Below are 14,819 nucleotides of genomic sequence, written 5' to 3' on the forward strand. Positions count from 1 at the left end.
CTGTTTGCCAAACGGTCTGCCAGGAGGGCACTGTGCTGCAGTTCGATCCGATAGCCTTGCCCGAGTCCTCGATTGCGCTGCGGGAAGAAGTTCGCGCCTTTCTGGCGCTGCACGCCCATCATCTCTCCCACCCGAACTCGGACTTCAGTACCGGCCACGATCCGGAATTTTCGGCCAGGCTGGGTGAGCGGGGCTGGATCGGCATGACCTGGCCGACAGAATACGGTGGCGGCGGGCGTTCCTTTTTTGATCGTTACGTGGTCACCGAAGAACTGCTCGCCGCGGGCGCGCCGGTCAGTGCGCACTGGATTGCTGACCGGCAGAGCGGTCCCCTGCTGTTGCGCTTCGGTACCGAAGCCCAGCGGTGCACCTATCTCCCCGGCATCACGCGAGGTGAATCCTACTTTTCCATCGGTATGAGCGAGCCGAACACCGGATCTGATCTGGCTTCGGTGCGCACCACGGCGCGACGCAGCGGCGATGGCTGGCTCATCAACGGCACCAAACTCTGGTCGACGGATGCACAGCGTAATCACTATCTGATCGCGCTGGTGAGAACCGAACCGCCTTCGGAAAACCGGCACGCGGGTCTGTCGCAGATCATTGTCGACCTGAAGCGCGACGGTGCCGTGGTGCGGCCGATCCGTAACATGGCCGGTGGTGAGGACTTCAATGAGATTCAGTTCGACGATGTCCTGGTGCCGGAAGATCGGATAGTCGGCGAACCGGGGAATGGCTGGCGGCAGGTGACCAGTGAACTGGCCTATGAGCGCAGCGGTCCGGAACGCTTTCTGTCGGCGCTGCGGGTGCTCGTGGAATTCGTTCGCGCGGTCGGCCCGGCACCCGATGCGGCGCAGGCCGCCGCCATTGGCCGAGCGGTTTCCCACCTGCTGGCACTGCGACGGATGTCGATCTCGGTCGCTGGAATGCTGGAAGAGGGCAAGAGTCCGGATGTCGAAGCGGCGCTGGTCAAGGCACTCGGCAATGACTTCGAAAAACTGCTGCCGGAAATGCTGCGGCAGGCGGCCCCCGCACTGCTGACCGACCAGCCCGAGTGGCGTACCTTCCGTGAGACCTTCACGGACACGCTGCTGCTGTCGCCCTCCTTCACTATCCGCGGCGGCACCCGGGAAATTCTCCGCGGTGTAATAGCGCGTGGACTGGGTTTGCGCTGATGAATCCGCACAGTAAACCATCCGCGGCTGGAGACTGCCTGTGAATACCAGTGACATGCTCGTCGATACCGTCACCCGGATCCTTGCCGATCACTGTGACAAGGTGCTCCACGATTCAGCTGAGGCGGGCACCTTTCCGGAAGCACTCTTTGATCTTCTGCAGGCCAACGGTCTGTATGAGATTGCGGTGCAGGACAGTGGTGTCGAACTCAGTGCCGTGTTTGCAGTACTTGAGACTGCAGGTCGGTTCGCGCTGCCGATCCCCCTCGCCGAACTTGTTTTTGCCCGCCGCTGGCTGCAGCAGAGTGAGTCGATGGTTTCCATCGGTGTGGCGACAGCGGATGGTGCAGCCCAGGTGCCCTGGGGGCGTCGTGTCGATGAGGTGATCGCTCTCTCCCCGGCAGGTGGCGGGTTGCAGCTCATGCGGCCGGTCACCGTGGAGCCGGGTGTGAGTCTTGCAGGAGAAGCACGGGACAGCGTGAGTGCTGTCGAGCGCCGGGAACTGCTCTGCGAAGAACCCGCCTTTGCGTTGCTGGCCCTTTCCCGGGTGGCGCTGATGGCGGGCGCACTGCGCCAGGTGCTCGACCTGTCGCTGAGCTACGCGGGCGAGCGGGAGCAGTTCGGCCGCCCGATTTCGGGATTTCAGGCCATACAGCACTACCTGGCCCTGATGGCGGCCGAGGTGGCGGCTGCAGGTCGTGCCGCCCGGGCGGCAGCGATGGCGGCGGACGGTGACCTGGCCGATGAGCGTTTTCTGCTCGAAGTGGCGGCGGCCAAATCCAGAGTCGGAGAGGCGGTAGGCTTCGTGGTCGAAACCGCCCATCAGATTCACGGCGCCATGGGCTACACCCACGAACACCGGCTGCACCATTTTACCCGCCGGCTCTGGTGCTGGCGGGAGGAGTACGGTAACGAGCGTTACTGGCAGGCGCTGCTCGGTGAGCGGGTCGCCGCCCGGGGTGCGGACAACCTCTGGAGTTTCCTTGCCAGCCGCGGCTGAACTTCCGCCGCGTCCCGAAGCACCCCTGACTCTGGGTATCAGCCAGTGTCTGCTGGGTGAGGAAGTGCGCTACGACGGCAGCGGCGCGAAATCCTCGTTTCCGCATGCAGCACTGGCTGGACTGTTCGAATACCGTGGTATCTGCCCGGAGATGGGCATCGGGATGGGCGTACCCCGGGCGCCGATCCGTCTCATCGAGGGCGCGGCCGGGGCCAGGGCAGTGGGCGTGCAGGACCCTGCGGCTGATTTCACCGATCGTCTCCAGGACTTCGGAGCGCGGATGGTGCCTGGTCTGAGGGATGTCTCCGGCTATGTTTTCATGAAGAACTCGCCGAGTTGCGGCCTGTTCCGGGTGAAGGTATATCCCCACGACGGCAGCGGCGTGACGGGCGCTCCCGAGCATCGGGGGAGAGGCATCTACGCAGAGGCCGTCGTGGCCGGTTTACCGGAACTGCCCGTGGAGGAGAGCGGCAGGCTCAATGATGTGGTGCTGCGCGAGAATTTCGTGACCCGTGTTTATGCTTATGCACACTGGCAGCGTTTCCTCGCGGCAGGTCTCACCGCGCATGGCCTGATCGCCTTCCACAGCAGATACAAATATCTGCTGATGGCGCACAGCACGGTGCACTACCGGGATGCCGGCAGGCTGCTCGGCGATCTGAGTGTGGATCTGCCCGGGGTTGCGCAGCGCTACGTCGGGATTCTCATGGCGGGGCTGACCATACCCGCCACCCGGAAGAGCCACGCCAACGTGCTCTCACATCTGCAGGGCTATCTCAAGCGCGCACTCGATGGGCCGTCCCGGCAGGAGCTGGACGGTCTGGTCGCCCGCTATCGAACCGGCGAACTGCCGCTGCTCGCACCGATCACGATGCTGAAACATTACTTCCGCCTGCACCCGGACGAATACATCGACTATCAGGTGTATCTGGATCCACATCCCCAGGCGGCGGCGCTGCGGCGCCCGCTCTGAAACAGCGCGGTCACCCCGCAACCGGCTGTGTGGCCAGCTGTGCGCTCGCCTCCTGCAGACTCTGTTGCCGGTACAGCTCGAAATAGTGTCCACCCGCCGCCATCAGCTCAGCGTGGCTGCCGCTTTCGGTAATGCGCCCGTCTTCGATCACCAGAATCCGGGTAGCGTTACGGATGGTGGACAGCCGGTGGGCGATCACGAAGGCGATCCGCCCTTCGAGCAGCTGGCTCAAGCCCCGCTGGATGTGCTGCTCGGTTTCCGTGTCGACGGAGGACGTGGCCTCATCCATCACCAGTATCTGAGGGTCTGCCAGAATTGCCCGGGCGAAAGACACCAGCTGCTTCTGCCCTGCTGAGAGGCGACTGCCACCCTCACCGGCGGAGGTCTGGTAGCCCTGCTCGAGCTTGAGGATGAAATCGTGGGCACCGGCAAGCTGTGCGGCAGCGATGACCTCCTCGTCGGTGGCCTCGAGACGTCCGTAGCGGATATTTTCGAGAATGCTGTCGCTGAACACATGGGCGTTCTGCAGCACCATGCCCAGATTCGATTGCAGCCAGTGCAGGCTGCGATTCCGATAATCGAGACCGTCGATGAGCACCGAACCCCGGGTAGGTTCGTAGAAGCGGCAGATCACATTCACCAGGGTGCTCTTACCACCACCGGTGGGCCCCACGATGGCGATGGTTTCACCGCGTCGAACCCGCAGGTTGATGTCTTCGAGCACCGGCTGCTGGGGATCGTAGGCGAAGCACAGGTTTTTCAGTTCGATTGTGCCGATGCGTGATTCGCCGCCGTCCTCCGCGTAGCGTGCCGTCTTCTGATGCGCGTGTGTGCGCATGGCTTCACGCACCGAATCCGCGTCCCGGATATCGGCTTCCGCGTGGATCAGGCTGAGAATTCTCTCCGCAGACGCCTGGGCCATCTGCATCTCGGCGAACCATCGGCCCAGCTGTTCGACGGGATCGAAAAAGTGCCGGGTGTAGGCCATGAAGGCGACCAGGGTGCCGGCACTGAGGACACCACCGATCAGATCGAATCCACCGATGGCCAGTGCCAGACCCGTGGCGAGACTGGCGAGGGTCAGCACGATGGGCACATAGATGGCGGCCTGGGTCTGATTGAGGACCGAGGCTGAGTACATGCTGCCCGTGAGATCCTGGAATTCCTTCAGGTTTTCCCGCTCGCGGACAAACGCCTTGCTGGTCAGCACACCCATGATGGCTTCGTTGTAGGACGCCGTGATCCGGGAATTGGTCGCGCGCACCCGGCGTGCACTGCGCAGTATGCGTCGCTGAAAACGACTCGATACCCAGGCAAGCATCGGCAGGATCAGCAGCACGGCCACAGCGAGTTTCGCATTCATCACCAGCATGGCGATTGCGATGCCCAGCATCATCGTCGCACCCCAGACGAGATCGAGGAATCCCCATGCCAGGATGTTTGAAAGGCGTTCGCAGTCGGACGTCATGCGTGCCATCAGCCAGCCGACCGGACGGTAGTCGTAAAAGCTGAAGGACAGCCGCTGCAGATTCTCGAACCCGTCCCGGCGGATGTCGTGGCTGATGTGGGTACGCAGCTTGCCACCCATCCAGATGAAGCCGCCGATGGAAGCCGAGATGCCCAGGGTGCAGAGCAGATAGCCGAGCATCCAGGGCCACAGCTCGGCCTCCAGGCCGGACACAGCTACCGCATCGACCACTCCCCGGGTGAGCAGCGGGAAGGACACATCCAGTGATGCGGTGATGAAGGCGAACAGTCCCAGCCAGAAAAGCTCCCGGGGATATTGTTTCGCGTAGACAAACAGCTTTCCCCACAGGTCCAGGTTCATGCGCGCCGCGAGCGCGTCGTCATCAAAGCCGTCGTCGTAATTTTCGTCGTCGTAGGTATCCATGGGTTATCCCTGACGTGTTTCCGAGGCGGACAGATCCGCACGGATGGATTCATCCAGTGCACCCTGTATCCGGCACAGGCGCCGGTAGGGTCCTGCCACGGCGGCAAGCTCCCGGTGGGTGCCGAGCTGCACCATGCGGCCGCCTTCGAGCACCATGATCCGATCAGCGTGCACCACAGAACTCAGGCGATGCGCGATGATGAGGGTCGTCTGCCGCCCCTTGCGGCGGCGCAGTGCTTCGAGGATGTGCCGTTCAGTACCGGTGTCCACGGCAGACAGGGCGTCGTCCAGCACCAGCACCGGAGGATCCTTCAGCAGCGCGCGAGCCAGGGCCAGGCGCTGACGCTGGCCACCGGACAGGGTCACGCCCCGCTCCCCGACCTGGGCTTCGAAGCCCTCCGGGAAGCGCTCGATGGAGGTGCGGATTGCGGCTTCCTCGCAGGCCGCCAGCACATCCGGCTCCGGAGCGCTGGGTCGACCCACGGCCAGATTGGCGCGGATGGACCGGGAATACAGGAAGGGATCCTGCAGCACCACGCCGATCTGCTGCCGCAGCCACTGACGATTGAGCTGGTCGACGTTGACACCGTCGAAGAGGACCTCACCCGCGGTAATCGGATACATGCGCAGCAGCACGCGGATCAGACTGGTCTTGCCGGCGCCGGGCGGGCCGACGATGGCCAGGGTTTCGCCGGGCTCGATATGGATGCTCAGATCCTTGAGCACCGGCTCGTCGCTGCGGTAGGCGAAGGTGAGATGACGGATCGAGATATCACCCCGGGCGCGACCGCTGGCAGGTGCGAGCTCCGCACTTTCCTCCGGCTCTGTCAGAACTTCGTGAATGCGCTGCAGGGACACCACTGCTTTACCCGAGTCCGTGAGCACTCTGCCGAGCTGGCGGATCGGCCACATCACGATCGATACATAGGTGGTAAAGGCAAACAGTTCACCCACCGTAAGGGTGCCCTGCATGATGAAGCGGGCGCCCACGAACAGGACAATACCGATCTGGGTCATGGCGATCAGATCGCTCAGGCTCCAGTACAGACCCATGAGGCGGATGAGCCGGTGGTTGTGATTGCGGAAATTGCGGTTTTTTTCCGCAAATTTCTCGATTTCATGGGCCTGGCGCGCAAACGCCCGCACCACCCGGATGCCGGTGAGGTTTTCCTGCAGGGCGGCGGTCATCTCGGCTTCCGCTTCGTCGGTGATCTGAAAGACGTCTTTGACTCTGGTGAAAAACAGGTAGGCGCCGATGACCAGCAGCGGCATCAGACAGACAGACATCCAGGCCAGTGTCGGGTTGAGAGAGAAAAGAAAGGGCAGCACACACAGCAGCAGCATCACAGCGCGACCGATCTCCACCACGTCGCTGGCCAGGAATACCCGCAGTGTTTCCACATCGGAACTCGCGCGCTGCACCAGATCTCCGGTATCCGCGTCGTCGTAGTAGCGGGCCTGGAGATGATGCATGTGGTGATAGAGGTGTTCGCGCAGGCGCTTCACCACCGCTTCGGAAGCCACAGCTGCCAGCCGGCCACGGCTGAACAGAAACATGCCGGCAACCGCCGTCATCAGAATTGCAGCAACTGCGGAGAGCACCAGATAAGTGACATAGGGATCGGAACCGGCCAGCCAGCCCGCCAGTGTCAGCAGCTGGGGCTGGGCAAAGGAGAAGTCCTGTTCCACGACCACATCGATGGCGTACTTCGCCACCAGCGGTGCTCCGAACAGCAGGACACTCATCACCGCGGTGGAAATGACCGCGAAAGTGTAGTGCGAGCGCTGCCCTCGGGTAACCTGCCAGAGGTTCTCGGTGGAGTATTTATGTGCTGTCTGCGTCATCGTGCTATCCAAAAAACCTGTCATTCGCCGAATGGTGAAGCGGGTTCTCGAGGATGGCGCTGAGGTTCTGGGTGAAGGACCTCAGCAACGCCTGGGTGGGTGTGGAGAGCCCGCGACTGCTCCCGGGCTTTCCACATGCAACGCTAAGCGGACGTTATCTCAATGTGGCGCTCACCGGTGCGGACGTCTGTCCGCGTCGGGTCGTATCTGTCGGGTAATGATTCCAGAACATGTCGACCTCCCGATAAGCGCTGAAAGTGCGTCCTGTGGACGCATTGAAATGGCGTCGTTTGAAATGAGGGGGCGGATCTTACTCGATTTCCGCCCTAGGGTTCAATGAACCGATACATGAATCGGGAGGTATGCGAGCGGATCGCGGGATCGAATACTCCGACATCGAGGGGATCGGCGCTGTTCTCCAGCAGGGTACTGGCCCCATCGAAAACAAAGCCGTGTGCTTCGATGTCGCGGCGCGCAAACTCGGGATCGATGCGATGAAGTTCCTGGGCGGCGGCGGAGCCGCTGCCCGCTTTCGCAACATGATCGATGATTGCCAGCACCCCGCCAGGCTTGAGAACCCGGTGGAGCATCGCGAAAGCCTGCTCCGGATCGATCTGCCAGCCGTCGGTCCGGTAGTAGAAATCATGGTAGGTCATCACCATCAGCACCAGGTCTACGGAGTCGTCGGGCAGGTCGATCGCGTCGATCTCCCGGTCGTAGCGGATCACGTTGGGCAGACGATTTCCGCGCAGGCGTTCATTGAGCGCATCCCCGGCAAATCCGAGATAGGCCTGGTTGTTGTGCAGATAGACCGTTCCATCGGCACCAATCGCCCGGGAGACGATCTCGCTGAAATAACCACCCCCGGCAAACAGATCCAGTACCACGCCATCCTTGGGCACGCCGAAGAACCGCAGGGTTTCTGCGGGCAGGCTGGTGGTGTCGCGCTCTCTGTCCGCGTCCGGACGGGCAGGATCGGCGACGGCGTCATCGATCGCGTCTGCGCGGGCCTGATCGGGTGTGAATCCGATGCTGCAGAGGGCGATCAGGAGCAGTACTGTGGTGGTGAGCTTTTGCGTGTTGGAATCGACGCGCACTATCATGGCGGTTCTCCAGGGCAGATCGAGGGACATTGAATCTTGCGGGATAAGCGGGACACAGGGCAACCGGCTGACTCAGGTCCGAGCGCGGATTCCGAGAAAGAGCGACGGGGTGAACGGGCAGCCCGGCTGCTGGAGATTCTCCGGCTCGAGACGATCGAGCAGAATCTGTATCGCGGCCACAACGAGGAGCGGGGTCAGTTCCGTCTGTTTGGCGGACAGGTTCTGGCACAGGCACTGCGGGCAGCCTGTCATACAGTGGAGGCGCGTATGCCCCATTCACTGCACGCCTACTTCATGCGTGCAGGAGACGCCTCCAGGCCCGTGCTCTATGAGGTGGATCGAATTCGGGATGGCCGCAGCTTCACGACCCGGCGGGTGGTGGCGATACAGGACGGTGAGGCCATATTCAGCATGAGCGCATCCTTTCAGGTGCAGGAAGAAGGGCTCACCCATGCAGCCTCGATGCCGAATGTGCCCCTTCCGGATGAACTCGAGGACGATATCGACGTGTTTGTGCGGGAAGGGGCTCAACCAGGTGCCAGCCCCATGGCCGGCCGCGCCCGCCCTTTCGAAACCCGTTCGGTATTCGCGCCGGGGTCAGCGGTCGCGGCGGACAGCCGTTCGTGGAATCCGGTGTGGATCCGTTTCTGTCAGCCGCTGCCGGAACAGGATGTCAGTCTGCCCTGGTGTCTGCTCGCCTATGCCTCCGATATGGGCCTGGTGTCCACCGCCCTGTTACCCTTCGGTGACGAACTGAAGCGGGACTCGATACAGATGGCGAGTCTCGATCATTCTCTGTGGATTCACCGTCCACCCACGACGGGTGAATGGCTGCTGCTGCACAAACGTACCACCAGTGTTGCCGGCGCCCGGGGCATGGTCCATGCGGAGTTCTACTCCCAGACCGGCCAGCTGATCGCGTCGGTCTCCCAGGAAGGCCTGCTCAGAGAGATCCGCGCGGCGGGAGATCAGTCGAAGTAATCAATTTCTTCGATGGAAAAACTGAGGTCGAGCGCGCCGGTAAGCAGCTGGAGTGCGGCGGTTTCATTCTCGGGCAGGGGAATATGGGTGGCGTCCACCCGTTGCTGGTTCCAGGTCGGATCAAAGGCCTGCCAGCGTCCGTCTATACGGATCTCGTTCCAGGCGTGAAACGCGAATGCGGGGGTGGCTGCGTCCGTATAGGCAAGCCCGAAAACAGTTCTGCTCTCCAGCCCGCGCGCCCGGGCCAGGGTGGTGAGCATGTCGGCGAAATCCGTGCAGTCTCCGACAGGATCATCGAGCAGGCTCAGTACCGGGCGTGGGGGAGAGCCGGGGAGGTAGTGGAGATGATTGTGGACGAAGGCCAGCAGCGCTTCGGCGCGAGTGCGGTCACCGCTCGCATGTCGGGTGATGTCCGCGGCGAGGCCGATGATGCGGGGATCTGCGACCGGCAGCGCGTAGGCCGTGGTGTGGTCTTCGACAGATTCTGAGGTCAGCGGGTTGGCCAGCAGGGTCAGCTGCCAGACGCCATTCCTTGCCCGGGCCTGGGACCAGAGCCTGTCCGGTGTGGGGTGTCCGTGGATGCCGATCACCAGTCGCGATGCCCGGGTGTGGTCCGGCACCCGGCGATCGGCGGGCACGAAGTAGCTGGCGGACTGCAGCGCGCTGCGGGGTGCCAGCGCCGTCTCCCGGTCGCTGCGGATGAGATCAAACAGCCCGGCGACCGTCATCGCCCAGGGTGCGAAACGATCGTCCAGCTGGATGCTGGTATCCGCCAGGGGGGATCCGCGCTCGATGCGGTAGCCGGTGGTGTTCTGCTCCACCACATCGAATACCCGGGTAACCACGTCCAGACGATCGAAGTCGAGGCTGGCGATGGTTCGGGATGTGCCTGGTGCGGGATGGTGCTCGGCGAGCCAGACTTCGAAGCTCAGATAGTCGTCCAGCGTGTAGGACCAGTCCAGCGTCTGCCGTTCGGGGGTGCTGCCGCCCGCGTGATCGATTGTCGCCTGGTACCGACTGCCTGCGCCTGCGATATGTGTGCGCTCGACGCCGTCCCGGCGCTCCTGGACGTACTCTGCCTGGACAAGGGGTTGCGGGTGTGCCCGGGCGAAGGTGCGATGGGTGCGCAGGGTGACCGGATCATTACGCTTCAGGGCGAAACGCTGTTCGCTGGCGAAGTGCCAGTTGCCGCGATAATCCCGGTAGGTGCGCGTATGCCAGTAGCCGATCTGCTGATCTTCGAGCATGAGCCGATACCATCGCTCACCGGCCAGCGCAGCCGCACGCTGCTCCGCGGGGCTGGAAGGAAGATAGAACAGCCAGAGTCCGAGACCTGCAGAGGCACAGAGCAGGCTGATGAAAAGGAGAGGTTTGGACACGCCGCGAGCCTAGGGAACCTCTGATTAATTATCAACGCCTCAGAGCTTCTCGCAGCCGTTCCCGCAGGGCGCGATCCGAAAGCAATACTGGTTGTATTGGTGAGGGTCGCAACGCAGCAGGGCGGCCAGTGTAGTCCGGGAAGGCTGTGGGATGTTTCTGGTGGACTGCAACTGTCCTTTCGATCGCCTTATCGAGCAGCCTGTTACAGTCCAGAATCCATGAAGTGGCGGATGATATCGAGCATCTCACGCTGGTCGTCGAAAGGCCGGCTGCGCAGAATGCGCCAGCGATGGCGGGTGGGCGGGGCCGGGATCAGTGCCGAAAAGACACCCAGCTGGGAGACAAAGATACCGTGGGCGCCATCCGCCGGGGAGTGATCGGGAGCCACACAGACATCGAACTCCGGCAGACCCTCCCGATGGGGAACGATGTCCAGCGCCACAGTGCCGTTTGTCGTGCCCTCGACGTATACCCTTCCCAGTCTGTCTGACAATCCAGCCTGACTGAGCACTATCATCAGCTCGGACCGGCGCATCTGCTCTTCGTCCAGTGTGGGAGCCTCATCTTCATCGACCCCATCGATGTACTGGACGTCGCGCCCGGCACTCAATTCATCCAGGGCACTGCCCACTTTCTTCAGTTTTTCAACAGCTTGCGGGTCATGCGCGGCCACACCACGAAGATCGACGCGCTCCACGAGATCGTGCGCGCGACGCGCGCGATCGATCCAGTCGCGAATGCTGCCTTCGGAGGATTCGTCTTCCATGCCCGAAGTGTAGTCAATGGATAGCGCTTCGCGAGCCGGCCGAGAAGGGCAGCGCGGAGCGCCGGAGCGAGGTCCCGAAGCACCCCCCTGCACGCCTTCCCTGGAAGACAACTCCACTCCGCGTCCCGGAAAGTCGATATCAAGTAGAATGGCCGGCTTCCAGTATTGAGTGTGGTTATGAGCGACGAAGTCACAGACTTCATTCGTCAGCGGATCCGGCGGGACATCGAGGAAGGGCTCACTGGCGGGGTCGTGACCCGGTTTCCGCCGGAGCCGAACGGGTATCTGCATATCGGACATGCGAAATCGATCTGCCTGAACTTCGGGGTCGCACAGGAGTTCGGGGGCCACACGTATCTGCGTTTCGATGACACGAACCCGCTGAAAGAGAGTGATGAATACGTGCAGGCCATTAAACAGGATGTGACCTGGCTGGGCTTTCACTGGGGCGATCGCTTGAGCTATGCCTCGGACTACTTCGGGCAGCTGTATGAATTCGCCGTCGAACTGATCCGCAAGGAGAAGGCTTTCGTCTGCAGTCTGAGTGGCGAGGAGATCCGCGCCTCGCGAGGCACCCTCACAGAACCCGGGACCGACAGCCCCTATCGCAGCCGCAGCGTTGCAGAGAATCTCGAGCTGTTCGAGCGCATGCGGGCCGGCGATTTCGGCGATGGTGAGCAGGTGCTGCGCGCGAAGATCGACATGGCCTCGCCGAATCTGAATCTGCGGGACCCGGTGCTGTATCGGATCCGCCACGCACACCATCAGCGTACGGGGGATCGCTGGGTGATCTACCCGATGTATGACTTCACCCATTGCATCTGTGATGCGCTGGAAGGCATCACCCATTCCTTGTGCACATTGGAATTTCAGGATCACCGGCCGCTCTACGACTGGGTACTGGACAACATCAACATCAACTTCCATCCGCCACAGATCGAGTTTTCCCGTCTGGGGCTCGAACACACGGTGATGAGCAAGCGTCTGCTCAATCAGCTGGTTCTCGATGGGGCGGTCAGCGGCTGGGACGACCCGCGCATGCCGACCATCGCCGGTCTGCGGCGTCGAGGAGTGACTCCGGCCGCCATCAGGGAGTTCTGCCGGCGCATCGGAGTCACCAAGCAGGACAACATGATCGAAGTCGGTCTGCTGGATTTCTGTGTGCGCCAGGACCTGGAGAGTTCGGCTCCTCGCGGAATGGGTGTGATGGATCCGCTCAAGGTCATCCTGACCAACTTTCCCGGTGAGGCTGAGCGGCTCTCAGCGCCCTGGCATCCCCAGCACCCCGAACTGGGCGAGAGGACCCTGACCTTCGGTCCCGAGCTCTACATTGAGCGGGACGATTTCAGCGAGGAGCCGCCGCCGAAGTACAAGCGGCTCTCGCCGGGGGAGATGGTGCGGCTGCGTTACGGCTACATTATCCGCTGTGATGAAGTCGTGCGCGGGTCAGACGGCGAGATAGAAGCGCTGCGCTGCAGCTATGAACCGACGTCGAAGAGCGGCAGCGATACCAGTGGACTCAAACCCAGAGGTGTCATTCACTGGGTGGATGCGGGCACTGCTGCGCCGGCGACGTTCCGCCTGTATGACCATCTGTTCAGTGCTGCGCAGCCGGACACGGGCTCGCTCGCGGCGGCGCTCAACCCGGACTCTCTGGTGGAATCACGGGGCGTTGTGGAAGCTGCGGTTGCCGACAGTGATCAGGTACGCTTTCAGTTCGAACGGCAGGGCTATTTCTGTAAGGATCCCGAACTGCCGGGTACCTTCAATCGCACCGTGTCCCTGCGCGATGGCTACAAGCCCTGAACGGCGGGAGAGTAAGAAATGACAGAGCCTGCAGCGAATTCGGTCACCGTGATGGAAGTGAGCCCGAGGGACGGTCTGCAGAATGAGTCTGCCCGGCTGTCTACACCTGTCAAACTTGAACTGATCGATCGGGCGCTGGCCGCCGGTGCGAAACGGATAGAGGTGGCGAGCTTCGTGCACCCCTCTCGGGTGCCGCAGATGGCCGATGCGGAAGCCGTCTGTCGGGATCTCCCTCAGCGCGGGGATGTGACCTATACCGGTCTGGTCCTCAATCAGCGTGGCTACGACCGCCTGCGGGCAACCGGGCGACTCGACGAAGTGGGTGTCGTGGTACCGGCGACGGACACCTTCGGCGAACGCAACCAGGGCATGGATGTGAAAGCCAACCTGCGTATGGCGAAGGCCATCCTCGAAGATGCACGGCGCCGCGGCTTGCGGGCCCAGGTGACCATCGCGGTGGCATTCGGCTGTCCCTTCGAAGGCGATGTGCCTGGGGACCGCATTCTGGAGATTGCGACGGAACTGGCCGCGGCCGGTCCCGTTGAAATTGCGCTGGCGGATACCATCGGTGTCGGAGTGCCGCGTCAGGTTACCGATCTGTTCGCCGCCCTGGCGCAGCGCCTCGGCGATCTGCCACTGCGCGCGCACTTTCACGACACGCGCAACACGGGCATAGCCAATGCCTACGCGGCGCTCGAGGCGGGTGTCGCCACACTCGATGCCAGCATCGGGGGGATTGGCGGCTGTCCATTCGCACCCAGTGCGACCGGCAACATCGCCACCGAAGACCTGGTTTATATGCTCGACCGGATGCGCATCGCGCACGATCTGGATCTCGATGCGCTGATCGACAGTGCCGGCTGGCTGGCCTCGGTGCTCGACAAGCCCGTGCCTTCGAGCCTGCTGCGCGCGGGGCCGTTCAAACCCAGCATGGCTGAATGATCCCGGCGGCGTCGCTGCCGGACTTCGAGGACGTTCGCGCAGCCCGCGAACGGCTCGAGGGCCTTGTTCTGCAGACACCCGTATTCGGCGGTCGCAGTCTGAACGCAGAGCTCGGCTGCGAGATCTACTTCAAGTGCGAAAACCTGCAGCGCACCGGCTCCTTCAAGTACCGGGGCGCGAGCAACGCTGTGCTGCTGCTGGCAGAGAATGTCGAACAGGGGGTTGCCACACACAGCTCCGGCAATCACGGCGCGGCGCTGGCACTGGCAGCCCGGGAGCGGGGGATTCCGGCTTACATCGTGGTACCGGACAGCGCTCCGGCGATGAAACGTCAGGCGATCGAAATCTACGGAGGCCGACTGGTTGAGAGTGGTCCCACCCTCCTGGAGCGGGAGGTGGTTCTCGCAGGCGTGCTCGAAGAAACCGGCGCGCACTTCATACCACCCTACAATCATGCGTCCGTCATTGCCGGGCAGGCGACCGCCGCACTGGAGCTTCATGATGCGCAACCCGATCTCGATGAGGTCTGGGTGCCGGTAGGCGGTGGTGGCCTGGCCAGCGGTACCGTACTGGCGATGCAGGAAAGGGGCGTGCGGGTTATCGGCACGGAGCCGGAACTTGCCGATGATGCCTACTGGTCGCTGCGCAAGGGTGAGATACAACCACCGAAGCCACCGCTCACAGTGGCGGACGGACTGCGCACGGCGCTCGGCACCCTGACTTTCGCCATTCTCAGCCGCTATGGGCTGAACATCGTGCGGGTCGGTGAGGATGAGATTCTTGCGGCGCAGCGTCTGATCTGGTCGCGTCTCAAGCTGGTGGTGGAGGCTTCCTCCGCGGTGCCTTTCGCTGCGCTGATAAAGACAGTGGCTGCAGCCGGTGACACCTATAGAGGCCGACGTGTCGGAATACTGCTTTCCGGCGGAAACGTACAGTTTCCAGACGGCTGAGCGCTAT

At 62.5% G+C, this 14,819-nt stretch carries 13 protein-coding genes; 8 read left to right on the forward strand and 5 right to left on the reverse strand.

The window, feature by feature from the left end:
• Positions 1-32 precede the first annotated feature (32 nt).
• The 3 genes from R3E82_01195 to R3E82_01205 are packed head-to-tail and all read left to right on the forward strand — an operon-like array spanning position 33 to position 3,148.
• Positions 33-1,175, forward strand: coding sequence for an acyl-CoA dehydrogenase family protein (locus R3E82_01195; protein MEZ5549482.1), 1,143 nt, complete (start codon positions 33-35; stop codon positions 1,173-1,175).
• Positions 1,176-1,215: 40 nt separating this feature from the next.
• A complete protein-coding gene (locus R3E82_01200) occupies positions 1,216-2,175 on the forward strand; it encodes an acyl-CoA dehydrogenase family protein (protein ID MEZ5549483.1) in 960 nt (319 codons plus the stop codon).
• Entirely contained in the window at positions 2,159-3,148 is a 990-nt protein-coding gene (locus R3E82_01205) for a DUF1722 domain-containing protein (protein ID MEZ5549484.1), read from the forward strand. The genes R3E82_01200 and R3E82_01205 overlap by 17 nt, the downstream gene beginning before the upstream one ends.
• A gap of 10 nt (positions 3,149-3,158) precedes the next feature.
• Here the strand turns inward: R3E82_01205 and R3E82_01210 are convergent, their stop codons facing one another.
• Complete coding sequence (locus tag R3E82_01210) at positions 3,159-5,039, reverse strand: ABC transporter ATP-binding protein (GenBank protein MEZ5549485.1); 1,881 nt, start codon at positions 5,037-5,039, stop codon at positions 3,159-3,161.
• 3 nt (positions 5,040-5,042) lie between these two features.
• Positions 5,043-6,884 (reverse strand): ABC transporter ATP-binding protein, encoded by a 1,842-nt coding sequence (locus R3E82_01215; GenBank protein MEZ5549486.1) that lies wholly within the window; start codon positions 6,882-6,884, stop codon positions 5,043-5,045.
• Positions 6,885-6,937: 53 nt separating this feature from the next.
• Between R3E82_01215 and R3E82_01220 the strand changes: the two genes are divergently transcribed.
• Positions 6,938-7,102, forward strand: coding sequence for a hypothetical protein (locus tag R3E82_01220; GenBank protein ID MEZ5549487.1), 165 nt, complete (start codon positions 6,938-6,940; stop codon positions 7,100-7,102).
• 108 nt (positions 7,103-7,210) lie between these two features.
• Here R3E82_01220 and R3E82_01225 read toward each other — a convergent pair whose 3' ends face one another.
• Positions 7,211-7,987 carry a methyltransferase domain-containing protein gene (locus R3E82_01225; protein MEZ5549488.1) on the reverse strand — a complete coding sequence of 259 codons (777 nt, stop codon included), beginning with the start codon at positions 7,985-7,987 and terminating at the stop codon, positions 7,211-7,213.
• 36 nt (positions 7,988-8,023) lie between these two features.
• Here R3E82_01225 and R3E82_01230 point away from each other — a divergent pair, with 36 nt between their 5' ends.
• Positions 8,024-8,968 carry an acyl-CoA thioesterase II gene (locus R3E82_01230; protein ID MEZ5549489.1) on the forward strand — a complete coding sequence of 315 codons (945 nt, stop codon included), beginning with the start codon at positions 8,024-8,026 and terminating at the stop codon, positions 8,966-8,968.
• Here the strand turns inward: R3E82_01230 and R3E82_01235 are convergent.
• Together R3E82_01235 and R3E82_01240 are read right to left on the reverse strand one after the other, a co-directional pair.
• Positions 8,956-10,347 (reverse strand): transglutaminase-like domain-containing protein, encoded by a 1,392-nt coding sequence (locus tag R3E82_01235; GenBank protein ID MEZ5549490.1) that lies wholly within the window; start codon positions 10,345-10,347, stop codon positions 8,956-8,958. The two genes, R3E82_01230 and R3E82_01235, sit on opposite strands and share 13 nt — an antisense overlap.
• Before the next feature lie 203 nt (positions 10,348-10,550).
• On the reverse strand, positions 10,551-11,114 hold the full coding sequence (locus tag R3E82_01240) for a hypothetical protein (protein ID MEZ5549491.1): 564 nt from the start codon (positions 11,112-11,114) through the stop codon (positions 10,551-10,553).
• Between the two features lie 177 nt (positions 11,115-11,291).
• On the opposite strand from R3E82_01240, the gene R3E82_01245 reads away from it, so the two are divergent.
• The 3 genes from R3E82_01245 to R3E82_01255 are packed head-to-tail and all read left to right on the forward strand — an operon-like array spanning position 11,292 to position 14,812.
• Positions 11,292-12,920, forward strand: coding sequence for a glutamine--tRNA ligase/YqeY domain fusion protein (locus tag R3E82_01245; GenBank protein ID MEZ5549492.1), 1,629 nt, complete (start codon positions 11,292-11,294; stop codon positions 12,918-12,920).
• Between the two features lie 18 nt (positions 12,921-12,938).
• A complete protein-coding gene (locus R3E82_01250; protein MEZ5549493.1) occupies positions 12,939-13,862 on the forward strand; it encodes a hydroxymethylglutaryl-CoA lyase in 924 nt (307 codons plus the stop codon).
• Positions 13,859-14,812, forward strand: coding sequence for a pyridoxal-phosphate dependent enzyme (locus R3E82_01255; protein MEZ5549494.1), 954 nt, complete (start codon positions 13,859-13,861; stop codon positions 14,810-14,812). The genes R3E82_01250 and R3E82_01255 overlap by 4 nt, the downstream gene beginning before the upstream one ends.
• Positions 14,813-14,819 lie beyond the last annotated feature (7 nt).

The sequence above is a fragment of the Pseudomonadales bacterium genome, assembly GCA_041395945.1.
Lineage (GTDB): Bacteria > Pseudomonadota > Gammaproteobacteria > Pseudomonadales > Azotimanducaceae > SZUA-309.

Bases quoted from the DNA above. Each gene is read 5' to 3' on its own strand.
- R3E82_01210 (MEZ5549485.1), bottom strand. From the start codon at position 5,039: ATGGATACCTACGACGACGAAAATTACGACGACGGCTTTGATGACGAC.
- R3E82_01215 (MEZ5549486.1), bottom strand. From the start codon at position 6,884: ATGACGCAGACAGCACATAAATACTCCACCGAGAACCTCTGGCAGGTT.
- R3E82_01220 (MEZ5549487.1), top strand. From the start codon at position 6,938: ATGGCGCTGAGGTTCTGGGTGAAGGACCTCAGCAACGCCTGGGTGGGT.
- R3E82_01225 (MEZ5549488.1), bottom strand. From the start codon at position 7,987: ATGATAGTGCGCGTCGATTCCAACACGCAAAAGCTCACCACCACAGTA.
- R3E82_01240 (MEZ5549491.1), bottom strand. From the start codon at position 11,114: ATGGAAGACGAATCCTCCGAAGGCAGCATTCGCGACTGGATCGATCGC.
- R3E82_01245 (MEZ5549492.1), top strand. From the start codon at position 11,292: ATGAGCGACGAAGTCACAGACTTCATTCGTCAGCGGATCCGGCGGGAC.
- R3E82_01250 (MEZ5549493.1), top strand. From the start codon at position 12,939: ATGACAGAGCCTGCAGCGAATTCGGTCACCGTGATGGAAGTGAGCCCG.
- R3E82_01255 (MEZ5549494.1), top strand. From the start codon at position 13,859: ATGATCCCGGCGGCGTCGCTGCCGGACTTCGAGGACGTTCGCGCAGCC.